The 22945-nt window shown below is 68.0% G+C and carries 24 protein-coding genes; 13 read left to right on the top strand and 11 right to left on the bottom strand.

All coding sequences use genetic code 11. The features are described 5' to 3' along the window. The first annotated feature begins 74 nt into the window (after positions 1–74). A complete protein-coding gene (locus AC1DNC_RS04520; protein ID WP_476861353.1) occupies positions 75–605 on the top strand; it encodes a hypothetical protein in 531 nt (176 codons plus the stop codon). Positions 606–699: 94 nt separating this feature from the next. Here AC1DNC_RS04520 and AC1DNC_RS04515 read toward each other — a convergent pair whose 3' ends face one another. After that, entirely contained in the window at positions 700–2055 is a 1356-nt protein-coding gene (locus AC1DNC_RS04515; RefSeq protein WP_476861352.1) for a uracil-xanthine permease family protein, read from the bottom strand. A 114-nt stretch (positions 2056–2169) separates the two neighbouring features. Here AC1DNC_RS04515 and AC1DNC_RS04510 point away from each other — a divergent pair, with 114 nt between their 5' ends. Next, positions 2170–2679, top strand: coding sequence for a GNAT family N-acetyltransferase (locus AC1DNC_RS04510; RefSeq protein WP_476861351.1), 510 nt, complete (start codon positions 2170–2172; stop codon positions 2677–2679). Here AC1DNC_RS04510 and AC1DNC_RS04505 read toward each other — a convergent pair. After that, positions 2676–3350 carry a class I SAM-dependent DNA methyltransferase gene (locus AC1DNC_RS04505; protein ID WP_476861350.1) on the bottom strand — a complete coding sequence of 225 codons (675 nt, stop codon included), beginning with the start codon at positions 3348–3350 and terminating at the stop codon, positions 2676–2678. The two genes, AC1DNC_RS04510 and AC1DNC_RS04505, sit on opposite strands and share 4 nt — an antisense overlap. Before the next feature lie 140 nt (positions 3351–3490). Here AC1DNC_RS04505 and AC1DNC_RS04500 point away from each other — a divergent pair, with 140 nt between their 5' ends. Together AC1DNC_RS04500 and AC1DNC_RS04495 are read left to right on the top strand one after the other, a co-directional pair. Next, the gene (locus AC1DNC_RS04500; RefSeq protein WP_476861349.1) at positions 3491–4276 is read left to right on the top strand and encodes a GNAT family N-acetyltransferase; all 786 of its coding nucleotides are present in this window, start codon (positions 3491–3493) and stop codon (positions 4274–4276) included. Positions 4277–4325: 49 nt separating this feature from the next. Continuing rightward, positions 4326–4958 carry a class I SAM-dependent methyltransferase gene (locus tag AC1DNC_RS04495; protein WP_476861348.1) on the top strand — a complete coding sequence of 211 codons (633 nt, stop codon included), beginning with the start codon at positions 4326–4328 and terminating at the stop codon, positions 4956–4958. Between the two features lie 34 nt (positions 4959–4992). On the opposite strand, the gene AC1DNC_RS04490 is transcribed toward AC1DNC_RS04495, so the two are convergent. The 3 genes from AC1DNC_RS04490 to AC1DNC_RS04480 all read right to left on the bottom strand — a co-directional run bounded on the left by AC1DNC_RS04490 (position 4993) and on the right by AC1DNC_RS04480 (position 7698). After that, a complete protein-coding gene (locus tag AC1DNC_RS04490) occupies positions 4993–5463 on the bottom strand; it encodes an N-acetyltransferase family protein (RefSeq protein ID WP_476861347.1) in 471 nt (156 codons plus the stop codon). Between the two features lie 153 nt (positions 5464–5616). Then, positions 5617–7239 carry an HNH endonuclease signature motif containing protein gene (locus tag AC1DNC_RS04485; protein ID WP_476861346.1) on the bottom strand — a complete coding sequence of 541 codons (1623 nt, stop codon included), beginning with the start codon at positions 7237–7239 and terminating at the stop codon, positions 5617–5619. An 81-nt stretch (positions 7240–7320) separates the two neighbouring features. After that, positions 7321–7698, bottom strand: coding sequence for a ClpX C4-type zinc finger protein (locus AC1DNC_RS04480; protein ID WP_476861345.1), 378 nt, complete (start codon positions 7696–7698; stop codon positions 7321–7323). A gap of 117 nt (positions 7699–7815) precedes the next feature. On the opposite strand from AC1DNC_RS04480, the gene AC1DNC_RS04475 reads away from it, so the two are divergent. The 5 genes from AC1DNC_RS04475 (at position 7816) to AC1DNC_RS04455 (ending at position 12462) form a co-directional block, all read left to right on the top strand. Continuing rightward, positions 7816–9105 carry an MFS transporter gene (locus AC1DNC_RS04475; protein WP_476861344.1) on the top strand — a complete coding sequence of 430 codons (1290 nt, stop codon included), beginning with the start codon at positions 7816–7818 and terminating at the stop codon, positions 9103–9105. A 10-nt stretch (positions 9106–9115) separates the two neighbouring features. After that, positions 9116–9856, top strand: coding sequence for a phosphotransferase enzyme family protein (locus AC1DNC_RS04470; protein ID WP_476861343.1), 741 nt, complete (start codon positions 9116–9118; stop codon positions 9854–9856). A 124-nt stretch (positions 9857–9980) separates the two neighbouring features. Beyond that, the gene (locus tag AC1DNC_RS04465; RefSeq protein ID WP_476861342.1) at positions 9981–10586 is read left to right on the top strand and encodes a malonic semialdehyde reductase; all 606 of its coding nucleotides are present in this window, start codon (positions 9981–9983) and stop codon (positions 10584–10586) included. Between the two features lie 47 nt (positions 10587–10633). After that, positions 10634–11191, top strand: a complete 558-nt coding sequence (locus AC1DNC_RS04460; RefSeq protein ID WP_476861341.1) for a 2'-5' RNA ligase family protein — start codon at positions 10634–10636, stop codon at positions 11189–11191. 104 nt (positions 11192–11295) lie between these two features. After that, on the top strand, positions 11296–12462 hold the full coding sequence (locus tag AC1DNC_RS04455; protein WP_476861340.1) for a GGDEF domain-containing protein: 1167 nt from the start codon (positions 11296–11298) through the stop codon (positions 12460–12462). Positions 12463–12549: 87 nt separating this feature from the next. On the opposite strand, the gene pgm is transcribed toward AC1DNC_RS04455, so the two are convergent. Continuing rightward, complete coding sequence (pgm, locus tag AC1DNC_RS04450; RefSeq protein ID WP_476861339.1) at positions 12550–14211, bottom strand: phosphoglucomutase (alpha-D-glucose-1,6-bisphosphate-dependent); 1662 nt, start codon at positions 14209–14211, stop codon at positions 12550–12552. A 130-nt stretch (positions 14212–14341) separates the two neighbouring features. Between pgm and AC1DNC_RS04445 the strand changes: the two genes are divergently transcribed. Further along, positions 14342–14821: a DUF4190 domain-containing protein gene (locus tag AC1DNC_RS04445; RefSeq protein ID WP_476861338.1), complete on the top strand. Its 480-nt coding sequence runs from the start codon at positions 14342–14344 to the stop codon at positions 14819–14821. Here the strand turns inward: AC1DNC_RS04445 and AC1DNC_RS04440 are convergent. The 4 genes from AC1DNC_RS04440 to AC1DNC_RS04425 all read right to left on the bottom strand — a co-directional run bounded on the left by AC1DNC_RS04440 (position 14811) and on the right by AC1DNC_RS04425 (position 20001). Further along, a complete protein-coding gene (locus AC1DNC_RS04440) occupies positions 14811–15671 on the bottom strand; it encodes an aminoglycoside phosphotransferase/kinase family protein (RefSeq protein ID WP_476861337.1) in 861 nt (286 codons plus the stop codon). The genes AC1DNC_RS04445 and AC1DNC_RS04440 overlap by 11 nt on opposite strands. A 5-nt stretch (positions 15672–15676) precedes the next feature. After that, complete coding sequence (locus AC1DNC_RS04435) at positions 15677–17146, bottom strand: peptide MFS transporter (RefSeq protein ID WP_476861336.1); 1470 nt, start codon at positions 17144–17146, stop codon at positions 15677–15679. 178 nt (positions 17147–17324) lie between these two features. Then, positions 17325–18437, bottom strand: a complete 1113-nt coding sequence (locus AC1DNC_RS04430; protein ID WP_476861335.1) for an alcohol dehydrogenase catalytic domain-containing protein — start codon at positions 18435–18437, stop codon at positions 17325–17327. 82 nt (positions 18438–18519) lie between these two features. Continuing rightward, positions 18520–20001, bottom strand: coding sequence for an amidase (locus AC1DNC_RS04425; protein ID WP_476861334.1), 1482 nt, complete (start codon positions 19999–20001; stop codon positions 18520–18522). Between the two features lie 181 nt (positions 20002–20182). On the opposite strand from AC1DNC_RS04425, the gene AC1DNC_RS04420 reads away from it, so the two are divergent. From AC1DNC_RS04420 to AC1DNC_RS04410, 3 genes are all read left to right on the top strand, one after another. Next, positions 20183–20509: a rhodanese-like domain-containing protein gene (locus AC1DNC_RS04420; RefSeq protein WP_476861333.1), complete on the top strand. Its 327-nt coding sequence runs from the start codon at positions 20183–20185 to the stop codon at positions 20507–20509. A gap of 15 nt (positions 20510–20524) precedes the next feature. Continuing rightward, entirely contained in the window at positions 20525–21505 is a 981-nt protein-coding gene (gene pheA / locus AC1DNC_RS04415) for a prephenate dehydratase (RefSeq protein ID WP_476861332.1), read from the top strand. Positions 21506–21597: 92 nt separating this feature from the next. Beyond that, complete coding sequence (locus AC1DNC_RS04410; protein WP_175323934.1) at positions 21598–21816, top strand: hypothetical protein; 219 nt, start codon at positions 21598–21600, stop codon at positions 21814–21816. A 10-nt stretch (positions 21817–21826) separates the two neighbouring features. Here the strand turns inward: AC1DNC_RS04410 and AC1DNC_RS04405 are convergent, their stop codons facing one another. Further along, positions 21827–22945, bottom strand: a complete 1119-nt coding sequence (locus AC1DNC_RS04405) for a diacylglycerol/lipid kinase family protein (protein ID WP_476861331.1) — start codon at positions 22943–22945, stop codon at positions 21827–21829.

Genomic DNA, 22945 nt, shown 5'->3' with positions numbered 1-22945 from the left:
CCGGGGCGCAGCTGGACTCAAGATCCGATCATCCAGATTCGACCGGCCGAATGCCAGAAAGCAGGAGGAACGACATGACTCAGGACCAGCAAGGACGCCCCATCGAAGAGGAAGCGGGCGGCTACGGCACCCCTACCGCGGAGCAGGAACTGCCCGGTGGAGACGCAAAGTCGTTCGCACAGCCCCGCGATGAAGAGGCCTTTGATGCCGCGGGCCTCAACCAGGACAGCCCGGACGGTGAGAGCTACCCTGCGGGTACGCCGGACCTAAGCCAGTTCGGTGCCGAGGACCAGGACAGTGCGGGAGAGCCCGGAGCAGGACGCTTCGGAGGAACGGAGGAACAGATGAACGCGGAAAACGAAAGCAGCGAAGCCGGATTCGAGCAGGGCAACGAAGCGGCCGCCCAGGCCGGCGGCGCGGTCCCCTCCTCGGACGCGGAGATGGACGAAGCCAACACCGAGGAAGCTGAGCCGGGCCGGCCCTTCTCCTCGGAGTCCGGCCAGGACGCCGCCGGGATTCCGGACGGCAGCGGCACGGACCTGCCGGAAGAGCAGTCACCGAAGGACCGTGAGCGCGAAGACAAGGAATCGTTCGACGCCGGTTAAGCCGCCGCGGACAAGCCGAAGGCCGGCGCCCTGCCACCGTAAGGTGGGAGGGCGCCGGCCTTTTTGGTGCGGCGGGTTGTGTGGCTGCCGGCGGTTAGCGGCGCTTCTTCGATGAGCGCTTCGCGGCGGCGTTGACGGCAGCCTTGACGGCCGCGACCGGGGCGGCGTCCTCGGTCTCCGGTTCTGCCACGGTGCCGCGGGCCTTCGCGATGGCCTTCATGCCGTGGTAGATCACCAGGGCGGCCGCGGAGCCCAGCGCGATGCCGGTGAACTTGAGGTCGCCGATGGTCCAGGTGTAGTCGGCGATGCCCACGATCAGGGCCACGGCGGCGGTGGTGAGGTTGATCGGGTTGGAGAAGTTGACCTTGTTCTGCACCCAGATCTTCACGCCCAGGACGCCGATCATGCCGTACAGCATGGTGGCTGCGCCGCCGAGCACGCCGGCCGGGACAGTTGCGATCAGTTCGCCGAACTTCGGCGAGAAGCTCAGCACGACGGCGAAGATGCCCGCCACCCAGTACGCCGCCGTCGAATAGACCTTCGTTGCGGCCATGACGCCAATGTTTTCGGCGTAGGTCGTGGTGCCGGATCCGCCGCCCAGGCCGGCGAGGACAGTCGCGGCGCCGTCGGCCATCAGCGCGCGTCCCGACACGCCGTCAAGGTTCTGGCCGGTCATAGCGGACACCGACTTCACGTGGCCGATGTTCTCCGCCACCAGCACCAGCACCACCGGGACGAAAAGGCCCACGACGCCGAGGTGGAATTCGGGGGTCTGGAAGTGCGGCAGCCCGATCCAGGCGGCGGCGTCGACCTTGGCGAAGTTGATCTCGCCGCGGATCATCGCGACGAGGTAGCCCACCACGACGCCGACCAGGATGCTGAGACGGCCCAGGATGCCGCGGAAGAAGACGCTGACCACGATGATCACAACGAGGGTGACCAGGGCGGTGATGGGGGCGGCGTCGAAGTTGTTCTTGGCCGCGGGAGCCAGGTTCAGGCCGATCAGCCCCACGATGGCGCCCGTGACGATCGGCGGCATGAGCCGGTTGATCCAACCCGCGCCGAACTTCTGCACGACGGCGCCGATGATGGCCAGTCCGACGCCGGCCAGCACCACGCCGCCCAGCGCGCCGGGAATGCCGAACTGCTGTTGTGAGGCCATGATCGGGGCGATGAAGGCGAAGGAGGAGCCGAGGTAGCTGGGCACCCGGCCCTGCGTGATGACCAGGAACAGCAGGGTGCCAATGCCGGAGAAGAACAGCGTGGTGGCCGGCGGCATGCCCGTGATGATCGGCACCAGGAAAGTGGCGCCGAACATGGCGACAACGTGCTGCATGCCCACGCCGATGGTCAGGGGCCACGCGAGGCGTTCATCCGGCCTGACGACCTCGCCGGGGCGGATGGACTTGCCGTTTCCGTGGATCTTCCATTTGGTGCCGAGCATGCTCATTGCAGCGAGCCTTTCAAGAATGTGTGGCGGGACCGGGAAGGAATCTTCCGGGTGCCACTTTACCGCGCCGGCCGGGAGACTCCGGTGCCGGGACGGCATCGATAGAGTTGCGGAATGGCCGCCCTGATTGCTCCGACAGAACGTCTCTATGCCGCCTGGCTCGAAGCGCATGCCGAGTGGGGACCCGGCCTCCACGAGGATGGCTTCGGGCTACTGCCGGCGGACGACGTCGACACCGCCGCCGGTTTTAGGGCGTGGCTGGAACGGCTGGACGGGGACTCGGCGCAGTGCACCTACCGGTGGATCATCGACGGGGAACAGGTGCTCGGCGGGATCGCGCTGCGGCACGCGGGTAACGCAAGCGTGGACTGGGCCGGGCATATCGGCTTCGGCATCCGGCCGTCCGCGCGCGGGCGCGGCTTGGGAGCCTGGGCGCTTGGGCAGATGGTCGATGTGGCGCATCGGCTCGCGATTGAACGGGTGTTGCTGGTCTGCGCGGCCGGCAATGTCGCCTCAGCGGCAACGATCGAGCGCCAGGGTGGAGTGCGCGAGAGTGCCGGTGACTCCGGAGCCAAGGTGTGGCGTTACTGGATCAGCGTCGGACAGCCCGCGGAAAGGGACTAAGGGGCCGACGGCGCTCCGGCGGCCGCAGGCGGTTTGCGCACCAGCAGCATGGCCTGCGGGTGCTTTTCGCTGGGCCGCGCAGCCCGGACCAGTTCCGCTTCCGAAACGAAGCCCTGCTCCGCAAAACAGTCGGCGACGTCGGCGGGAGAGTGCAGTTCCGCCCGGAGGTCGACGTCGTGCCCGTAAGCGCGGCGGATCGTTCGTTGGCCGCTGCCCACCTGGAAGGCGACAAGTGCGAAGCCGCCGGGCCGGAGCACCCGACGGAATTCAACGGCGATCTCCCGAAGCTCCGACGGGGAAGAGTGGATGATCGAGTACCAGGCGAGGATGCCGTCCGCGGCAGCCTCCGCCGCCGGGATCCTGGTCAGCTCGCCTACTTCGAAGGCGAGCCCGGGATGGCGGCGCCGGGCCACCTGGACCATCCCCGGCGAGAGGTCCACGCCGGTGACGTCCAGCCCGGCTTCGGCCAGATGGCTGCTCAGTCGTCCGGTCCCGCACCCGGCGTCGATCACTTTGCGATCGGGGGTCGGGTGCAGTCGCGCGCAGAACGCCTCGATCATCGCCATATCGAGAGGGGCTTCAAAGCGGGTGTCCGGAAGGGCTGCCGAATACGACTCGGCCACCGCGTTGTAGGTGGAGCTGAGCCGGGCCAGGTCCTCGGAGTTTCCCATTGCCTGAGCGTACCCACCTCGGCGCCGGCGGGCGTCACAGTTCACGTTCGACGAGGCAGGTGTTTCTGGATTCAACCAGCGATTCCTCGGCTCACGTCGTGCAGCCGGATTCTTGGGTCCTCGCGGTACCGTGGGGTCCGATGGACACTTCGACACTCCTTGCGGCCTACGACCAACAGCTCCGGACAGATGCGGAGACCCCCAGCGCGGTCTCCGTCGAGCGGCTGGGCCCGCTGCGGCTGGTGACTTTCGCTGGCGGCCGCGGCTTTGTGACCTATCAGGACCTAGCCGGGGCCGACGCAGCGACGATCGCGCGGTGGGTGGCCGAGGCGGTGGCGTTCTACCGCGCGGATCCGCAGATTGTTCGGGTCGAATGGAAAACCCGGGGCCACGACCATGCCCCCGGGCTGCATGAGGCGCTGCTCGAGAATGGGTTTGAGGCCGATGAGACCGAGTCGGTCATGATCGGGGCCGCCAGCGCGCTCGACGTCGACGTGGACCTGCCGCCCGGGGTGAGCCTGCGGCGCGTGACGGACGAGGCGGACATCCGCGCCATGAGCGCCATGCAGGACGAAGTCTTTGGCAGCCCGGCCTCTGACGGCAACGCCGAAGCAATCCTGCGCCGGATGGCGCGCGATGACGGGATGGAGCTGTGGGTCGCCGAACACGGCGGGGAGATCGTCAGTGCCGGCCGGCTCGAACCGGTGCCGGACACGGACTTTGCCGGCATCTGGGGCGGGGCCACCCGGGAGGAATGGCGGGGCCGGGGGATTTACCGGGCGCTGACGGCAGCCCGCGCGCGGGCGGCGCTGTCGCTGGGCAAGACCCTCATCCACAGCGACTCGACCGAGTATTCACGCCCGATTTTGGAGCGCTACGGCCTGGTCCGGGTGTCCACGACGACGCCGTACCGCTGGCGGCGCTAAGCGCTGGCGTTGACCACCGGCGCGGCGGACGCCGTGGCAGACTGAACCCGTGAATCACGGACCGGACTACGCTGCCTACGCCGCCAAGATGCGCGGCCTGGCCGTGTCCGGCTGTGACCTGGAAGTCGACGCACGCTTCGTCGACATGCTGTGCCCGAGACGATCCCACATCCTGGATCTTGGCTGCGGCATCGGATCCGCGGTCGGTGCCCTTCGAGACCGTGGCCACTTGGCGTACGGCGTCGATCCCAGTGCGGCCGTTCTGGCGGTCGCCCGCGAACGGTTCGACCCAGCATGGTTCCGGAGCATCGGCGCCGGCGACGTTTCTGCCGCTGGGCTGGCCGGTCACGGGCTGCCCGCCGCCTACGACGTCGTACTCCTGTCAGGAAACGTCCCGGCCTTTCTCACGGATGACGAGCTGGCGGGGATTTTTGAGCGGCTCCCCTCCATCCTGAAGCCGGGCGGCTGCCTCGTCGTCGGCACTTCCACGGCGGCCCGCGGGGGACCTGCGCAGCAAGATTTGGCGGCCAGCGGCTCGGAACTCACCTTGGCCCATCGCTTCTCGGACTGGCACCTGGGCTCCTTCAGCGAGGACTTACCGTGGTCAGTGAGTGTCTACGCGAACGCCGGCAAGCGCCGCGCCGACGGCGGCCCGGACGGGGTGTTCGTCCTCGGCAGTTGAGCTTTGCGGGTGGGTGGCTGCGCCGGGCTGTGTTTTATTTGCGCAGGTCGAGGGTGAAGCCGGGGTAAGTCGAATAGTCGCCGATACGATCAGGCTCAAAGCCCAGAGCTTCGTAGAACGCGACCGCTGACGGGCTGGCCTGCCAGTCGAGAATCATGGGCTGCGGGCGAGCCTTCGCCCAGCCGAAAAGATGATCCATGAGCGCCCTGCCGACGCCCTTTCCGCGCGCCTCCGGCTCCACGTACAGGTCATGTACGCGGCCAGTGGTGAACGTGGTGCGTAGGCCCGGTCTGAAGTCCTGGGCTACGCCATAGCCGATCAGGCGGCTGCCGGCCTGGGCCACCGCGACGCACCATGCGGCGTCGGCGACCCGGCCAGCGAACCGGCCGTCGAAGTCCTGCTGCGGCAGATCCTGGGCGCTTGATGTGAACGCGATGGACAACCGCCGCACCTCGGCCGCGTCCTCGGGTGTGGCCGGCCGCACGACGAGCTCCGCAAACGGCATGTACCGGTCCCTCCCGTGTGTTGCTTCGGTCCTTTGCTGCCCAGACTTTCATTCGCGGTAGCCGTTGTACTCCACGTGTCTGCGTAGGGGGTCCGTGTCGGTACCAGTGCCGCGCGCCCTCGACTCCGTGATTCGTCCGGTGAGCGGCGCCGCTCACGATCTGAAGTAGTGGTTTCTTCGGGGTGTCTGGGTGGGGTCGAGGTGGGGTGGCGGGATGAACCAGGGGACGCCGTTGCGCGGTTGGATGGTCCATTGTTCTTTGTGGGTCAGGTGGTGATGGTGGGAGCACAGGAGTGTTCCGTTGTCGGCGGACGTGCTGCCGCCTTTGGACCAGTAGGTGATGTGGTGGGCTTCGCACCAGGGTGCGGGGATGGTGCAGCCGGGGAAGGTGCAGCCTTGGTCGCGGGCGGTGATGGCTTTGCGGAGGTGGGATGGGAAGAGCCGGGTGGTGCGGCCGATGTCGAGGATCCTGCCTTGGGTGCCGAGGAGGACGGGGATGATGTCGGCGTCGCAGGCTATTTTGCGGATGGTCGCGGCGGTGACGGGTCCGGTGAATGCCATCGTGCCGGTGCCGGTGAAGCCGAGCGGTCCGGTGCCTTTGCCGCCAGGCCTGTCGAAGCACCAGGTGCTGCCGGGGGTGTTGGTGTGCCCAGTCCCTTCTGGCGGGGTGGTGCCGGCGGCGCTGATGTCGGCGGTGGCGGTGCTGGTGCCGGCGGTCCTGTCGAACCAGTTAGTCGCTGTGCGGGTGGTGCGCTGGAGGCGGTCGAGGAGGTCGCGGTAGTCGATGGTGACCATGACCTGAGGGCGTAGGCCGCCCGCGGCGGGCAGACCGCCGGAGGCGAGGGCGACTTTGCAGGCGCCGATGAGTCCGTCGAGAAGTTTCTGCGGCCTCGACCGCCGGTCCAGGTCCGCGGCTCCGCCGTCGCTGTCTCTGGCCGGCCCGCCGCCGTCGGCGCCCGCTCCACCGTCCTCCCCGCTGGCGCCTGCCTCTGCACCCGCACCGGTGCGGGGGTTGGTGGCGGTGTTCATCACGGTCAGGAGGTGTTCGAACTGTTCGGTGGTGGCGAAGATTTCCAGGTGCTGCAGGCCGTGGCGGGGCCTGCGGACGAACGCGCCCTGGAGCTGGCGCAGGAGCTCCTCAGAGGGTTCGGCGCCGTCCTGGTCGATCGCGTCCATCCAGCGGCGGGCGATCCGGGCCAGGAAATCCGGGTCGTGCTCCGCCGCGGTAGCGGTCAGGGCGTGTTCCATCCGGACGGCCGTGTCCGGGTCGCACACCGGCCGGACCCGCTCCAGTGCCTGGCTGACGATAGTGGCCGACCGGGAGGGCACCGAACCGGCGGCCACGGCTGCGGCGAGTTCCTCGCGCAGGGGCGGAAGGACCTGCCCGGTGATCCCGGTGCGCGGCAGCACGGTCCCGGCGAGGCAGAGCCGGCGGTGGGCTTCGGCGGCGCTGATCTGGAGCCGGGCGCGGAGGAAGTCCCCGGTCTTGCGGTACCCGTCGCCGGCGGCCGGGAGCGCATCCGCTGCAACTTCCTTGCGTGTCCGGTCCACGGCCTCCGCGGCTACCACCTGCAGGTACTCCACCGCCCGGGAAATCTCCTCTACCCGGCTGGCGAACTCCGCCGCTTCACCGAACCCCAGCAGCGCCGCATCCCCGACCGCCGTCGCGCACAGCTCCCGCAACTGACCCAGGACGCTGCCCAGCAACGCAGCCCCGCGGCCATCACCGCCAGGCCGACCGGCCGGGCGAGCGATGAGAGCTGCACCGATTCCCATGAGCTAAGTCCATCAGAGACCACCGACATTATTAGGAGCTCCCGATGCCGGCAGCTGTGCGCCACAGCTCGGGCCCCCGGCTCAGGCCTCGGTTTTGAACCTCTCCCAGGCCGTCTGCCGGGTGATGCCCAGTGCGGTGCCGATCCGGGACCAGCTGATGTTTCGCTCCCTGGCGGCACCGACCCAACGTCGCAACTGCTCCTCGAGTTCGGATCCGACCCGCGAGATCTCAGGCAAGTGCTGCAGGATTTCATCATCGGCCAGCTGCGCCCAAGCGGGACCCAGAGAGGCGGCCGGACTCTTGGAAGCGTCCCCGGCGACGTCCAGAAGCTCGCGGGCCGCGCCGACGCACAGTTCGCAGATTGAGATCCCCGGCCCGGCCACAAGCCTTCGGTCGGGCGCTCCAGTATGTCCGCAGAACGAGCAATAGCGCCGGTCTGCACCGCCGTCGTTCATCATGCCCCTTTCCCAGTTGCTATTGACAGCGTCAGGTCACACCTGACACTGTCAGGTGTGACCTTACGTACTCCAGTTGCCTCCAAGAATAGCCGCAGTGCCGCCGAAGGGGAGCACCTCATGGGCGGACCGTTCCGTTGGCTCTTCATCGCGGCGATTGGGGACGGGATTGGCGACGACGTTGCCAGGTCCCTCCTGCCGGTCGTGGCGGTGGCGTTCCTGGGCGCGGGTGCCTTCGACGCCGGCATCCTCAATGCACTGGGCATGGCGGCGTTCCTGGTCCTCGGCGTCCCTGCGGGTGTCCTGGTGGACCGCTGGCCCAGGAAACCGGTTCTGATCGGCGCCAATATTCTCCGGGCAGCAGCTATCCTTACCGTGCCGCTGGGATACGCAACAGGTTCGCTGGGTCTTTGGCACCTCTTCGTCGTCGCCGCCGTCGTCAGTGCGGCTGATGTCTTCTTTACCGCAGCACATTCGGCATTGATGCCCTCGCTGCTGCCCGGCAACCGGCTGGCAGCAGGGTATGCCCGTGTGCAGGCTGTCCAGAGCGGCCTGGCCGTCGCTTCTCCCGGGGTGGTTGGCCTGCTCATCAAAGTGATCGCTGCACCTGCCGTCCTGGTTGTCTCCGGTTTGGCCTACCTCTTCTCGGCAGCAGCAACGTGGGCGCTTCCCGAGTTGCGGCCGGTGCGGTCCCAGACCTCATCGGGGTTTTGGGCTGAGGCTGGCCATGGGCTGTCGTTCACATTGAAGCATCCGCTGGTTCGGCCGTTGATGGGCTCGGTGGCCTTGGTCAACGCGGCCGGTCTTTGGGCGGCCGGGGCGAAGGTCGTCTTTGTGCTGAATACCCTCCGGGTGCCGGTTGACCAAGTCGTCGCCTTGGGAGCCGTTTCCGCTGCCGGCGGGTTGGTTGCCTCCCTGATGGCCACTGGCGTGACCCACCGGATCGGAATCGGCAAGACGAAGGTGCTGGCCAGCCTAGCGGGGGCCGGTTTTATGGCCCTGGTTCCCGCGGCGCCCGTCTTGGGCCTCCAGCCCGTCTTCTGGGTGGGACTCTCCGGCTTCGGCTGGTCCTACTTCGTTGTCCTCACCGGATTAGCGGGTGCCGGCATCCTGCCCCGGCTCGTCCCGGCGGGGTTGATGGGCAGAGCGATGTCCAGCTACCGTCTCGTCACACTGGGCGTGATGCCGGTGGCGAGCCTCGCCGGAGGCGCCCTCGCACTTTTGGCCGGGGAGGCCGCCGCCCTTTGGGCTGCGGCCTTCATTGCGGCAACCGCCGCGCTGCCCGTCGTCGCTTCTCCGCTCGGGAGCTGGAAGACGTTCCCCGAGGACCTTGACGTCCACCGCCCGGCTCAGCCTTCGACGACGGCGCAAGGAGTCGACGTGCCCCCGGCGCCAACACAGACAGTCTAGATTTGGTTGGATGGTGAACGAAGAGGCCCTGGCTGGCGGCAATTCCAGCGTCGTGGTGCGGGTAGGGGACACCGTCCGGAGGAACACCGGACCCTGGACCCCTGCTGTCCACGCCTTGCTCGATGCGCTCCGCGCCAGCGGAATCACGCGCGTTCCATCGGCGGACGGCATGGATGAGAAGGGCCGCGAAGTCCTGTCCTTCCTGCCGGGGGATGTGGTGGAATATCCGCTTCCGGAGTGGATTTGGCATCCCTCGATCCTGCGGGACGCGGCCGGCCTGCTCCGGCAGATCCATGACGCCACCGTTGAGTTGGCCCGGAAGCAGCTGAGCTGGCAATTGCCAACCCACGAACCGGTCGAGGTGGTCTGCCACAACGACTTTGCGCCGTACAACATGGTGTTCCAAGACCAGCGCTTCGCGGGAATCTTTGACTTTGACGCGGCGTCGCCCGGGCCGCGCATCTGGGATTTCGCCTATCTGGCCTACCAGTTGGTGCCGTTCATTGAGGGCGGTGGCAACGGCGCGCCGGAAGGGCCGGAGCGGCTGGCCCGCCTGGACGAACTGATCGCGGCGTATGGTTTCCCATTTCCGCGCCGGGACGTGCTGGAAACCCTGAGCGCCAGGCTCGTTGAACTCGCGGACTACTCGGACGGCCGGGCGGCCGCGACCGGACGCGCCGAACTCAACGACCATGCCGCCATGTACCGCCGCGACAGCCTCCGGATGCTGCGGTTGGCGGAATTGGAATGATTGCCGGCTTCCCGCTGTGCGCGACGTCACTCCGCACCCAGGGAAGCTGCCGTCCCGGGCAGTAGTTGAAGCTACTGACAGCCAAAATGCCCCGGACGGGGCCGAGCCCAGCGAAAGGGACCCGATGACGATCGCCCATGAAGAAGCAGTAATCGACGCCGCAGCAGTGGACGCCATCTTTGCCCAGGCGCGCACGGCCAATGCCTTCACCGGTGAAGTCACGGACGAGCAGGCCCGCGCCATCTACGAGCTGACGAAATTCGGTCCCACGGCGTTCAACTCCCAGCCCCTGCGCGTGACCTATGTCCGTTCGGACGAGGCCCGCGCCGCGCTGGTGGACGCTTTGTCCGCCGGCAACCGGGCCAAGACGGCGTCCGCGCCGCTGGTCGCGATCCTCAGCGTCGACACCGCCTGGCACGAGCAGTGGGACAACTTCCTGCCCGGCTACAACGCCCCCAAGGCCATGTACGACGCCGCCCCGGACCTCGCCGCTGCCACCGGCAACAACAACGCCCACCTGCAGGCCGGCTACTTCATCCTCGCCGTGCGGTCGCTGGGACTCGCCGCCGGCCCGATGACCGGCGCCGACTTCGGCAAGATCGACGCTGCTTTCTTCCCGGACGGCAGCCAGAAGAGCTTCATGGTGGTCAACATCGGCCAGGCCGCCGAGGATGCCTGGGGCGCCCCGAAGCCAAAGTTCGCCTACGAAGACGTGGTCCGCACCGTCTAAGGGCCGGAGGCGCAGCCCGTGTCGGCGGCCAGTGGCAGACTGGGACCATGCGGAACCTGATCGTGGTCGCTTTCCTTGAGCCCGTCACCGAGGGGATGGAATTTCCGCGCGACGCCTGGCCGCTGCACATCACCCTGGTGAAGTTCGACGTCGCCGATCAGGCGCCCGCCGATGACGGCGCCGAGCAGCCACCCGACGTCGACGTCGCCGATCAGCCGCCCGCCGTCGTCGGGGATGCGCTGGCCGCCCGTGTGGCCGCACTCATGGAGGCCCCGGCGCGGGCCGCGCTGGGTAGGACCGTGACCGTCGGCGGGGAGGCAGGCTTCGGCCGCGGCGGCTCCGTCCCGGTCAGCCTGATTGAACCGAGCGCCCCGCTCCAAACGCTCCACGAAGCCCTGGTGAGGGCGGTGGAGACACTGAACGGCCGCATCGCCACCCCCGGCTACACCATGGCAGGCTTCCGTCCGCACGTCTCGCACCGGGGCGAAAAAGCGCCCCGCGCAGGCGGTCAACTGGTCCTGGACCGGATTGCCCTGGTAGACATGGCTCCCGACGGCGGACATGCCACGCGTCGGGTGCTGGCACTTTGGCAAGCCACATTGTGACTGAAGCTCTTTATTTTTCCATCGAGGTGCCATACTGGGGTCAAATCGAGAGCAGACGCCCATGACTGATGGGGTCACTAGGTGCGTGCCGGGGGAACCACAGGATGATGCTTGACACCTCTACCCTGCGCGTTGCCTTAGCAGTTGTAACCCTGACGCTGCTGTGCCTGTTCTACTTCATCACCTTCAGGCGGACCCGTTCCCCGTTCAGCGCCTGGTGGTGCTCGGCCCTGCTGCTTTTCCTCACGGGCTCCGCCTCCTACCTGCTGGACGGCACGCCCCACCAGGCGTGGGCGAACCCGCTGGGCAATATCTTGCTGGTCGGCGGCGCCGGAGCCATGTGGGCCGGCGCCCGGTCGCTGCGGACCAATAACCCCAAGCTTTGGGCGCTGACCGCAGGACCCCTGGTAACAGGCATCGTTTCGGTGCTCGACCACCCGGCGACGAACAACTGGTCCGGCGGCCCGGTAATGCTGGGAATGATGGGGCTGATGCTCGGGCTGTCCTGCCGGGAGCTCTTCCTGTTGGAGGTCGGCTACTCCCGGGTGCACCGCCCCCTGGCCTACGGCTCAGGTCTCTTAGCCCTCTACTACCTCGGACGCCTGACGGCGTTCCTCATCGATGGCCCGGAGGGCCCGGTGTTTGTCGCCTACTTCGGCTCGGTGGTGACGACGCTCCTCACCTCGATGGTCCTGGTGCTCGCTTCCTTCACCATGGCCGAGTTGAGCAACGAGCAATTGACCCGGGACCTCCGTGCACGCGCGACTGTCGACGGGCTCACCGGCCTCCTCAACCGCACGGCCTTCATGGACCTTGCGGAGAACGAACTGCGCCGCCTGGGAAACGCCCGGACCACGGCCGCGCTGGTGCTGGCGGACCTGGACCACTTCAAGGCCGTCAACGACAAGTACGGGCATGCCGCAGGAGACGTGGCCCTGCAGGCCTTTGCCGCCGCATGCACGGCCTCGGTCCGCTCCACCGACCTGGTTGGGCGCTACGGCGGTGAGGAGTTCGTCCTGCTGCTCCCCGGGGTCAGCCCGGAGCGCGCCAGCGAGATGACGGCCACCATCAGCCGCCGCTTGCAGGAAGCGCAGCCGAACGTGGAGGCACGGCTTCCCACCGTGAGCTACGGGATTGCCTCGACCGGTCCCGGCCGGGCGGACCTGGAGGCACTGATCGCCTCGGCTGACGCGGCCCTGTACCGCGCCAAGACGCTGGGCCGGGACCGGTCGGTATTGGCCGCCAGCCTCCTTGAGGAGCAATCGGCCTAAGCCGCGGCCCCGGACCCGGCCCGCCGCCGGCCCGGGACCGCCGGCGCCGCCGGCCGTTCTGGCCGCCGGCGCCGGACCCGCGGCTGGCTAGGAAATTACCCCGTCCACCAGGGCCTTGGCTTCCGCCTGCACCTGCTTCAGGTGCTCCGCGCCCTTGAAGGACTCGGCGTAGATCTTGTAGACATCCTCGGTGCCTGAGGGCCGCGCCGCGAACCAGGCGTTCTCGGTGACCACCTTCAACCCGCCGATCGCCGCGCCGTTGCCGGGCGCCTCGGTGAGCTTGGCGGTGATGGTTTCGCCGGCCAGCTCGGTCGCGGTAACGTCCGACGGCGACAGCTTGCCGAGGGCGGCCTTCTGCTCGCGCGTCGCGGCGGCGTCGATCCGCGCGTAGACGGGGTCGCCGAACTTGTCCGTGAGCCCCTTGTACAGCTGCGACGGCGACTTGCCGGTGACTGCCGTGATCTCGGAGGCCAGCAGGGCCAGCAGGATGCCGTCCTTGTCCGTGGTCCAGACACTGCCGTCCTTTTTGTTGAAGGACGCGCCCGCGGACTCTTCCCCGCCGAAGGCGCCCTCGCCGGAGAGCAGCCCGGGGACGAACCACTTAAAGCCCACCGGCACTTCCACCAGCTTGCGGCCGAGGCTTTCGGCAACCCGGTCAATGATGGAGGAGGACACCAGGGTCTTGCCGATCACCGACTGGGGATTCCAGCCGCTGCGGTGCCGGTACAGGTAGTCGATCGCGACGGCGAGGTAATGGTTCGGGTTCATCAGCCCGCCGTCCGGTGTCACGATGCCGTGCCGGTCGGCGTCGGCGTCGTTGCCGGTGGCGACGTCGAACGCGGCTGATCCGTCCGCCCCCACGGACATCCGGTTGATCAGTGACGCCATCGCCGACGGCGAAGAGCAGTCCATCCGGATCTTCTCGTCCCAGTCCAGCGTCATGAAGGCCCACTGCGGGTCGACGGTCGGGTTCACCACGGTGAGGTTCAGGTGGTGGCGTTCGGCGATTTCGCCCCAGTAGTCCACGGAGGCACCGCCCATGGGATCGGCGCCGATGCGGACTCCCGCCTCGCGGATGGCGTTGAGGTCCAGCACGGACGGCAGATCATCAACGTAGCTGGACAGGAAGTCGAACTTCCCGGTCGTGCCGGCGGCCATGGCGTCCGCGATCGGGATCCGCTTGACCCCGCGCAGCCCGTTCTCCAGCAGTTCGTTGGCGCGGTTCGCGATCCAGCCTGTGGCGTCGGTGTCGGCCGGGCCGCCGTGGGGCGGGTTGTACTTGAAGCCGCCGTCGCCGGGCGGGTTGTGGCTGGGTGTCACCACGATGCCGTCGGCCTGCGGCGCGCCGGCGGGGGAGTTGTTGTTGTGGGTGAGAATGGCGTGGCTCAATGCCGGGGTGGGTGTGTAACCGTGGCGGGCGTCAATCAGCACGTTCACGCCGTTTGCGGCAAGGACCTCGAGGGCTGAGTTCTGGGCCGGCTCACTCAGCGCATGGGTGTCCTTGGCGAGGTAGAGCGGACCGGTGATGCCCTGGCCGGCACGGTATTCCACGATCGCCTGGGTGATGGCGAGGATGTGCGGTTCGTTGAACGAGGCTTTGAGGCTGGAGCCCCGGTGCCCGGAGGTGCCGAATGCGACCCGCTGCCCGGGGTCGCCGAGATCCGGCGAAACGTCGTAGTACGCATCCAGAAGCGCAGTGAGGTCAACAAGGTCTTGGGGTTGGGCAACTGTGCCCGCGCGGCTAGCCATGGCTCCAGCATGCCAGACGCGGGGAGCCGGGGACATGGTTTCGCCTGAATAGGACAGCTGTGACGCCGCACGTCAGGCGGGGCTAACGGCGCGGCGCTAATCTTGACCTAGACACGCAGAGGGGAATTCCATGACCGAGCAGCCCACGTCCGGGTACGACGAGACGCGCCGGGGCTACCAGCCGCCGCCGTATCGTCCGCCATACGGGGGAGACGGCCATATTCCGCCGCGGCCGACGACGGCGCCGCACCTCGGCCAGCCGGCCGGCAGCCACGACGCCTACGCCCAGCCCGACGCCTACGGCCAGCCGGCCGCTCCCTATGCCGACGCCTACGGCCAGCCGTATTACTACGGAGTGGCTCCCGCGCCGAAGGGTCTGAGCATCGCGAGCCTGTGTTGCGGCGTCGCAGCTTTCCTGGGGTTCGGCTTTTTCCTGCTCCCGCAACTGGCCGCCGTCATCCTCGGGCATCTGGCGCTGCAGCGCGAGCCCGGCGGCAGGGGCCTGGCGATCGCCGGCCTTGTCCTGGGCTACGCCGCGATCGCGATTACCTTGCTGGTGGTCATCACCCTGGGCGTCGCCCTCTCCAACGCGGACTTCGTCAGCCGGTAAGCGCGTCCACGATTTGCCGTGCGTTGGCCTCAAGCCAGCCGCGGCGGCGAAGGATGAGTTCGCCGACGCCCTCGTCCCACATCCGGGCCCAGCCGCCGCCAAGGGTCGCCGCGCTGTGCTGCATCCGCTCGTAGCTCAGCGCCGCCGCCTCGATGCCCAGCGCGGGTACCCGGCGTCGTTCCTCCTGGCTCCAGCCGTAGGCATCGGCGAAGATGCGTAGCCGCCGGAAGGGGTCGAGTCCCTCCCAGCCGGGCCACAAATCCGCGGGGGCGCGGAGCGGAACCCAGTGCAGGGCGGCGTTGTAGGAATCCCGGAGGGTAGTGCTGGGTCCGGCGAGGTCGAAATCCACGAGCCCGACTGCCACCCCGTCCCGGACCACCACGTTCTGCGGGGTGACGTCCAGATGGCAGACGAGTCCGGCGGCGTCCTGGTTCACGGTGCCGGGCGGGACATAGCGCGGCGGGAACGGATGGAGCTGCGGGTCGTAGCCCGCCGACGCGTTATGCAGGCGGCGGACCAGCCGGGCCACGGAGGCCAGCAGCTCCTCGGACTGCACCCAGGCTTCCGGCAGTGCGCCGGCGCACCTTCCGGCAACGAAGCTAAGGACGTCCCGGCCCTCGGCATCCCGGCCCAAAAACCGCGGCGAACCCTCAAAGCCAGCGTCCTCAAGCCAGTCCAGGTAGGCCGCGACGGCAAGGCTCTGCGGCTGGTGCGGGCGGCGGATGGTCCCGCCAACCCGCACTACGCCTTCAGTGACATCGCCCGCCGGCATGAGTTCGACGTCGGACGCCTCGCCGGCGGCGGGGACGTAGACGCGCGCCTCAACCGGCGGGCGATATCGGGTGCTCATTCAGCTCAGCGTACGCCGCCCATGAGCTTCTTGATGGCAGGCGAGGCGGCGGCCAGGCCGACTGCCAGGAGCATTGCCGTGCCGCCGACGCCGATGAAGTACGGCAGTTCGTCGTTCGGGTTGTAGAGCCCGGAGAGCATGCCGGCCAGTGTGGTCCCCAGCGAGACGGAGAGGAAGAACAAAGCAACCATCTGCGTGTGGAAGGCCTTGGGTGCCAGCTTGGTGGTCACGGACAGCCCGATGGGGGAGAGGAACAGTTCCGCGAGCGTGAAGAGCAGCAGGATTCCCACCAGCGCCAGCAGCGGGGTCTTGCCCTCGCCGGCAAGCGGGATGAATGCGAGGAAGGCGAGCCCCATCACGAACAGGCCGATCGAGAATTTCAGCGCCGAGCCGGGCTGCCTGCGACCCAGCCGGGTCCACAGGGCGGCCATGACGCCGGCGAAGATGATGATGAAGACCGGGTTGATGGACTGGACCCAGGCGGCCGGCATTTCCCAGCCGAACAGGTTGCGGTCCAGCTTCTCCTCCGAGTACACGGCGATGAAGGTGAACTGCTGCTGGAAGAGCGCCCAGAACGCGGCGGAGGCGATGTACAGCGGGATGAAGGCTGCGACCCTGCTGCGCTCGGTGGCGTTGACCTTTTTGCTGCTGAAGATCAGCACAAAGTAGACCGCCGATGCGCCGATCGCGGCGTACGCCATGGACATAGCGAGGTTGTCCGCGTTGACGATGCCGGTCGCCAGCAGCACCGCGATGATCGCGGCAATGACGGCGAAGATCAGGCCGTACTTGGTGCGTTCCGCTGCGGGCAGGGCGTTCGGCACCCGCTGCGCCTCTTCGGGGAGCTTGTTGCGGCCCAAGGCGTAGATCACCAGGCCCACGGCCATGCCGACGGCGGCGGCGCCGAAGCCCCAGTGGAAGCCCTGGCTCTCCTGCAGCCAGCCGGTGACCAGCGGGCCGATCAGGGCGCCGGCGTTGATGCCCATGTAGAAGATGGAGAAGCCGGCGTCGCGGCGTTCGTCCTTTTCGCGGTACAGGCTTCCGACGAGGGCGGTGGCGTTGGCCTTCAGGCCGCCGGATCCCACGCCCACCAGCACGAGGCCGGCAATCAGGCCCGGAATGCCGGGGACCAGGGCCAGGGCGATGTGCCCGGCCATGATCATGATGGCGGAGCCGAAGAGCACACGCTCGGAGCCGAAGATCCGGTCCGCGAGCCACGCGCCCAGGATGGTCGAGAGGTAGACACCGCCGCCGTAGGCGCCGACCAGGCTGGCGGCGAGGGCCTTGTTGATTTCAAGGCCACCCTCGGCAGCCGTGAAGTACATGTAGTAGAGGAGAATCCCCTGCATTCCGTAGAAGGAGAAGCGCTCCCACATTTCTACGGAGAAGAGGCTGGCCAGCATCTTTGGGTGGCCAAAAAACGAGGTATCGCCCGGCGTTGTAGCGGGGGGACTATCTAAATGAGTTGTGCTCATTTACTTAATGCTGACACCGCGGCGGGCGATTGTCACATCCGCGCCGGGCCGGGGCAAGTCAATCGGAAGGTGTTTCGCGCCCCGCTTTCCCACGTTGCTCGCTCACTTATGGCTGCTTCAGGGCCGGGTTAGCAGCCATAAGTGAGCGAGCAACGGGGGGGCTGCCTGCGCAGCAGGCCTAGTCGGCGTCGAACATGATGACCTGGCGGACCGCCTTGCCGTCGGCGAGCTGATCCATGGCCTTGTTGATGTCCGCCAGCGCGATCCGTGAAGAAATGAGCTCCTCCACTGGAAGCTTCCCATCCCGCCACAGCTGCGCGTATTTGGGGATGTCCCGGGACGGCACCGCCGAGCCGAGGTAGCTGCCAACGATCGTGCGGGCTTCCGCCGTGATGGTCAGCGGGGAAAGCTGTGCCCGGGTCTCGGGGGAGGGCAGCCCGGCGGTGACCGTGGTACCCCCGACGTCGGTGGCGGCGAAGGCGGTCTCGAACGCCCTGGCGCTGCCTGCGCATTCGACGACGAACTTGGCCTTGACCCCTTGCTCGGCCAGCTCCTGCGGCGTGTACGTCTCGTGGGCGCCGAGCCGGCGGGCGTGCTCGAGCTTCTCGTCCAGGGTGTCGACGGCGACGATCCGCGAAATACCCTGTGAGACCGCGGTGATCAGCGCGGCCATCCCGACGCCGCCGAGTCCCACGATCATGATGCTGTCCTCGGGCCGGGGCTTCGCGGCGTTCAGCACCGCGCCGCCCCCGGTAAGCACGGCGCAGCCCAGGACCGCGGCGATGTCCGCCGGGATGTCGTCGCCGACCGGTACGGCAGAGGCCCGGTCCACCACGGCGTGGCTGGCGAATCCGGAGACGCCGAGGTGGTGGAAGACCGGTTCGCCGGCACGGCTCAAATGCATCGAGCCGTGCAGCAGGGTGCCCTCGCCGTTGCTCTTGGAGCCCGCGGTGCAGGGGAGCCGTCCGTCGGCGGCGCAGTTGGCGCACTCCTCGCAGCGCGGCAGGAAGGACATGACCACCCGCTGCCCCGGCTGCAGGTCGCTGACGTCCGTCCCGACCTCGACCACGCGGCCGGCGGCTTCGTGCCCCAGCAGCATGGGCACGGGGCGGACCCGGTTGCCGTCGACGACACTGAGGTCCGAGTGGCAGATCCCGGCAGCTTCAAGCCGGACGAGGATTTCCGTCGGTCCGGGCGAGCCAAGCTCCAGCTCAGCGATGGTGATCGGCTTGGACTCGGCGAAGGGTCGCGGACGGCCGATTTCCTCAAGGACTGCACCGGTGATCTTCATCGATCCCTCTCGTCTGGTTATGCGTGTTGGCACCAGTAAACCGCACGCGGATGCGGCCCGGGTAATCCCCGCGGCCGGCAGCCTAGAAGCCCAGCTGAGCGGCCACCTGCAGCAGCAGCGCCTCGGATCCCATCGGCCCGACCAGTTGGATGCCCATCGGCAGGCCAGCGCCGGGCGCCCCGCCGGTCCAGTGAACCGGAATGCTGATCGCGGGGAGCCCGCAGACGTTGACCAGCGAGGACCACGGGGCAAACTCGCACTGTTTGCGGTAGTCGTCGTCGGCGTCCCCGGCCCACTCGGCGGGCCAGTAGCCGTCGCCGTGCGCGGCGCCGGTGAACCAGCCCACCGGCCGCGGCGTCTGCGCCAGTGTGGGACTCAGCACCAGGTCCCAGGCGGAGAACTGGGCAATCGTGTCCCGCTGGAACTGGCGCAGGAAGCCGAGGGCTTCGTTGAGCTTCGAGGCGCTGCGCTGTTGGGCCCGACGCCGGAAGGTGCGGGTCAGCGGAGCCAGCAGGGCCTCGCGTTGCGGCGCGATGCGGGCGCTCCCGACGCCGGCGGTCCAGGCCGTCGTAAAGGCGCTCGCGTAGCGGTTGTCATAGCGGATTGCGGCTTCGCAGCTCTGGTGTCCGGCAGCCTCCAGCAGCTTGATGCCCGTCTCCAGCGCATCGAGGGCTTCGCGGTCCGGGGTGAAGGGAAAGACCGACTGCCACGGGCTGTCCAGGCTGACCCCGATCCGCAGTGGGGGCGGCTCCTGTCCGGCCAGTTGAAGGTAGCTGTCCGCCTGCCCGGGCCGTTTTCCGGCCTGTTCTCCTGCCGGCTGCCGGGGCGGTTGCAGCGGAACCAGTGCGTCGACCATCAGGGCTGCGTCCGCAGCGGAACGGGCCAGGGGACCGGCAACCACCAGACCGGCGGGGTCGCCGGTGCTTTCCCCGGCCGGGATCAGCCCGCGGCCCGGTTTCAGGCCCACCAGGCCGCAGGCGGCGGCCGGGATGCGGATAGAGCCGCCGCCGTCGGATCCCGGAGCGAAGGGAAGCAGTCCGGCGGCCACGGCGGCTGCGCTGCCGCCCGAGGAGCCGCCGGAGCTCCGGCTCAGCGCGTACGGGTTGCGTGAGGGCGCGGCAATCCTGTTCTCGCTGTAGGCCGTCAGTCCGAATTCCGGGACCTGCGTCTTGCCCAGCGAAATGACCCCGGCGCCTTTTAGCGCGGCCGCCAAGGCGCCGTCCGCCACAGCGGCTTTGTGTTCGAAGGCGGCGCTGCCGTGCGTGGTGACGACGCCGGCGACGTCGGTCAGGTCCTTGAACGCGGTCGGCATGCCGTGCAGCAGCGGCAGTTCCGCCCGGGCGTCGTCCGCGTTGGCATGGGTGGAGGTTCGGGCGTGGCGGCTGTCCGCGGCGTCGGCGTCCCTGAGCGCCTGCTCGGCCGTGACGGTGATGAAGGCGCCCAGGTGCGGGTTCTCCGCCGCGATGCGGTCAAGGAAGTGCGCCGCGGCCTGGCGCGCGGAGAGCTCGCCGTCGCGCAGGGCGTCGCGGAGTGCCACGGCGGACAGCTCATGGATCTCAGCCAAGGGTCAACGGCCTGCGCTGTTCAGGCGTGGAGCCTGCTTCCCCGGTGGGACATGTCCGGTCTTCGCTGCCATGGGTCTCCTTTGCGCTCTCCAGAAGCGTAACCTGCCACCTGTTTGGACCGGGCCCCGACAGCTGGCGATACGCTGGGGGCAGACCTTGGTTTCAGCGGAGAGGACGACCATGAGCGACATCGACACCGTGACCGTTTCCGACATCCCCGAAGCGGCGCGGATCCTGGACGTACGCGAGGACTACGAGTGGGCGGCCGGCCACGCCGAGCACGCCGTGCACATTCCCCTCGACCAGCTCCCCGCCCGGCTCGATGAGCTGGACCCGGACGAGGATTTGTACGTCATCTGCCGAACCGGCGGACGTTCTTTCCGGGCGGCGCAGTGGCTTGTCGGCCACGGCTACTCGGCGATGAATGTGGCCGGCGGAATGGACCAGTGGCTCGAGAACGGGCTGCCGCTGGTGTCCGACAACGGCCTCAAGCCCGTCGTTCTGTAAACGAAGGAAGAACCAATGCCAGCGTCACCCGTCACCTATACCTTCCTCGGCCCCGAGGGGACCTTCACCGAGGCGGCGTTGATGCAGGTGCCCGGCGCCGCGGAGGCCATCCGAATCCCTTCCTCGAACGTCAACGCGGCGCTGGACAAGGTCCGCAACGGCTCGGCCGACGCCGCGATGGTGCCGATCGAGAACTCCGTGGAGGGCGGCGTCACGGCAACACTGGACGCTATCGCCACCGGCCAGGAGCTTCGGATCCTGCGCGAGGCCCTCGTGCCGATCAGCTTTGTGCTGGTGGCCAGGCCCGGCGTCCGGATCGAGGACATCCGCCGGATCTCCACCCACGGGCACGCCTGGGCCCAGTGCAGGCTGTGGGTGGACAGTCATATTCCAAATGTGGAATACATCCCCGGCTCCTCGACCGCCGCGGCCGCGCTGGGCCTGCTGGAAGCCGATCCCCACTACGACGCCGCCATCTGCGCACCCATTGTGGCGGCCGAGCAGCCCGGGCTGGCTGTGCTGGCGGAGAACATCGGCGACAACCCGGGCGCAGTGACGCGGTTCGTCCTGGTGGGGCGTCCCGGCACGCTGCCGGAACGAACCGGAGCCGACAAGACCACCGTGGTGGTCCCGCTTCCGGAAGACCGGCCGGGCGCATTGATGGAAATCCTCGACCAGTTCGCCACCCGAGGCGTAAACCTAAGCAGGATCGAATCCCGGCCCACCGGGCAGTACTTGGGCCACTACTTCTTCAGCATCGACGCGGACGGCCACGTGGGGGACGCGCGGGTGGCCGACGCCCTCGCGGGACTGCATCGGATCAGCCCGGCTACTCGGTTCCTCGGCTCCTACGGGCGGGCGGACGGCCAGCGCGCAGAGGTGGCGCCGCACACCTCGGACCAGGCATTCCGCGCTGCCCATGCTTGGGTCGAAGACATACTCACCGGTGCATCTGTGGTTCAGGAATATAACCCGCAGGCTTCGCCCACAGCGTAGGCAATTGCCACATGCGGCACTTCCACCCCTTGGCAACTATGCGTATGCTTGCCTGATCTATTGGGGTAGTCCCCTACCGGAAGGAGCGGGTCATGGCAGGAACCAGCACAGAAAATGACGGCCAGGGAATGATTGTCAATCCCAAACCGACGGCCGAGAACCAGGACTGGGACGGCGACGACGCTGACCGTGCTGACCGCTTGCGCTTCGAGGAGGAGCAGGCGATGATCCGCGAGCAGTCGGAGGCGCGCGCCGCCAAGGCAGCCGCGGACGCCAAGAAGGAAGCCGACGCGAAGAAAGAAGCCAGCTAAGGCGGTCGCGTCAGGGCAGGTGCCAGGGCTGGCTGTTCCCGGACTTGCCGGCGCCGCTGGCCAGCTCGTCCCTGGCTACGTCTTCCCTTACCCGGACCAGCAGCGAGCGGGGGGCTATCCGGACCGTAACGGCCGTAGCCTCGCCGGACGGATCGCCGTCGACCTGGGTGGGCATGGGTTCGGCGCACTTGATCACCACCTTGCCGGAGCGGTAATACGTCATCACCGGCAAGTTTCTTTTGTGCTTGAGCACAATCTTCCAGTACATCGCCAGCCAGCCGATCGCGCTGCGCGGGCTCATCACCACCACGTCAAGCATGCCGTCGTCGATCATGGCCTGGGGGATGAAGTCGATTCCGCCCGGAATCAGCCCGCAGTTGGCGAAGAGCACGCTCCGGATCTTCCGCGACTGCTCCGGCTGGTCGTCCAGGGCGATGGAGACCCGCTTGCGGCGGCCCGGTAGGTGCCGCACACCCGCCTCCGTGTAGGCCAGCCAGCCCACCGCTTTCTTGAGCCCGTCGTTCGTGTCGCCGACCACCTCGGCGTCCATGCCCATGCCGGCAATCACCAAAAAGGCATGATCTGCGGACTGCCCGGTCAAGGCGTTCTCCACCGTCATGCGGGCGGTGTCAATGAAGCGCTGGTGTCCGAACAGCGCAATCTCCACGCAGCCGTGCAGGTCCCCGATGTCCAGATGGACGTTACGGGCCAGCAGGTTGCCGGTGCCCAGCGGCAGGAGCCCCATGGCGATATCCGTGTGCGCGAGGACGTCGGCCACCACCCGGACGGTGCCGTCGCCGCCGCCCACCAGGACGACGTCGGCTCCGTATTCGACGGCGGCACGTGCCTGCGAGAAGCCGGGGTCCTCGGGTGTGGTCTCGAAGAAGCGCGGCGCCTCCCAGCCGGCCGCGAGGCAGGCGCTCTCCACCAAAACCCTGGCTTCCGCCGACCTGGATTTGATCGGGTTGATTACGACGGCCACCCGCTGCTTGACCAGACCGGGGTTGTGCGTCTCTTCCCATACGGCACTGCGGGTGTGCTTGGCCTTCAACCGGCGCACGCCCCACCAACTGGAGACGGCAAATGCCAGGGCTCCAGCGAGGACGAGGTAGAGCAGCCAGTCGCGCAT

The sequence above is a fragment of the Arthrobacter sp. 01N442 genome, assembly GCF_056399345.1.
The sequence above is the reverse complement of the archived record's forward strand: the minus strand, read 5'-3'. Positions and strand labels throughout refer to the sequence as shown.

What these genes read in the sequence shown, in the direction of transcription:
- AC1DNC_RS04520 (WP_476861353.1), top strand. Translation starts at nt 75, where the DNA reads ATGACTCAGGACCAGCAAGGACGCCCCATCGAAGAGGAAGCGGGCGGC.
- AC1DNC_RS04515 (WP_476861352.1), bottom strand. Translation starts at nt 2,055, where the DNA reads ATGAGCATGCTCGGCACCAAATGGAAGATCCACGGAAACGGCAAGTCC.
- AC1DNC_RS04510 (WP_476861351.1), top strand. Translation starts at nt 2,170, where the DNA reads ATGGCCGCCCTGATTGCTCCGACAGAACGTCTCTATGCCGCCTGGCTC.
- AC1DNC_RS04505 (WP_476861350.1), bottom strand. Translation starts at nt 3,350, where the DNA reads ATGGGAAACTCCGAGGACCTGGCCCGGCTCAGCTCCACCTACAACGCG.
- AC1DNC_RS04500 (WP_476861349.1), top strand. Translation starts at nt 3,491, where the DNA reads ATGGACACTTCGACACTCCTTGCGGCCTACGACCAACAGCTCCGGACA.
- AC1DNC_RS04490 (WP_476861347.1), bottom strand. Translation starts at nt 5,463, where the DNA reads ATGCCGTTTGCGGAGCTCGTCGTGCGGCCGGCCACACCCGAGGACGCG.
- AC1DNC_RS04485 (WP_476861346.1), bottom strand. Translation starts at nt 7,239, where the DNA reads ATGGGAATCGGTGCAGCTCTCATCGCTCGCCCGGCCGGTCGGCCTGGC.
- AC1DNC_RS04480 (WP_476861345.1), bottom strand. Translation starts at nt 7,698, where the DNA reads ATGATGAACGACGGCGGTGCAGACCGGCGCTATTGCTCGTTCTGCGGA.
- AC1DNC_RS04475 (WP_476861344.1), top strand. Translation starts at nt 7,816, where the DNA reads ATGGGCGGACCGTTCCGTTGGCTCTTCATCGCGGCGATTGGGGACGGG.
- AC1DNC_RS04470 (WP_476861343.1), top strand. Translation starts at nt 9,116, where the DNA reads ATGGTGAACGAAGAGGCCCTGGCTGGCGGCAATTCCAGCGTCGTGGTG.
- AC1DNC_RS04465 (WP_476861342.1), top strand. Translation starts at nt 9,981, where the DNA reads ATGACGATCGCCCATGAAGAAGCAGTAATCGACGCCGCAGCAGTGGAC.
- AC1DNC_RS04460 (WP_476861341.1), top strand. Translation starts at nt 10,634, where the DNA reads ATGCGGAACCTGATCGTGGTCGCTTTCCTTGAGCCCGTCACCGAGGGG.
- AC1DNC_RS04455 (WP_476861340.1), top strand. Translation starts at nt 11,296, where the DNA reads ATGATGCTTGACACCTCTACCCTGCGCGTTGCCTTAGCAGTTGTAACC.
- pgm (WP_476861339.1), bottom strand. Translation starts at nt 14,211, where the DNA reads ATGGCTAGCCGCGCGGGCACAGTTGCCCAACCCCAAGACCTTGTTGAC.
- AC1DNC_RS04445 (WP_476861338.1), top strand. Translation starts at nt 14,342, where the DNA reads ATGACCGAGCAGCCCACGTCCGGGTACGACGAGACGCGCCGGGGCTAC.
- AC1DNC_RS04440 (WP_476861337.1), bottom strand. Translation starts at nt 15,671, where the DNA reads ATGAGCACCCGATATCGCCCGCCGGTTGAGGCGCGCGTCTACGTCCCC.
- AC1DNC_RS04435 (WP_476861336.1), bottom strand. Translation starts at nt 17,146, where the DNA reads ATGAGCACAACTCATTTAGATAGTCCCCCCGCTACAACGCCGGGCGAT.
- AC1DNC_RS04430 (WP_476861335.1), bottom strand. Translation starts at nt 18,437, where the DNA reads ATGAAGATCACCGGTGCAGTCCTTGAGGAAATCGGCCGTCCGCGACCC.
- AC1DNC_RS04420 (WP_476861333.1), top strand. Translation starts at nt 20,183, where the DNA reads ATGAGCGACATCGACACCGTGACCGTTTCCGACATCCCCGAAGCGGCG.
- pheA (WP_476861332.1), top strand. Translation starts at nt 20,525, where the DNA reads ATGCCAGCGTCACCCGTCACCTATACCTTCCTCGGCCCCGAGGGGACC.
- AC1DNC_RS04410 (WP_175323934.1), top strand. Translation starts at nt 21,598, where the DNA reads ATGGCAGGAACCAGCACAGAAAATGACGGCCAGGGAATGATTGTCAAT.
- AC1DNC_RS04405 (WP_476861331.1), bottom strand. Translation starts at nt 22,945, where the DNA reads ATGCGCGACTGGCTGCTCTACCTCGTCCTCGCTGGAGCCCTGGCATTT.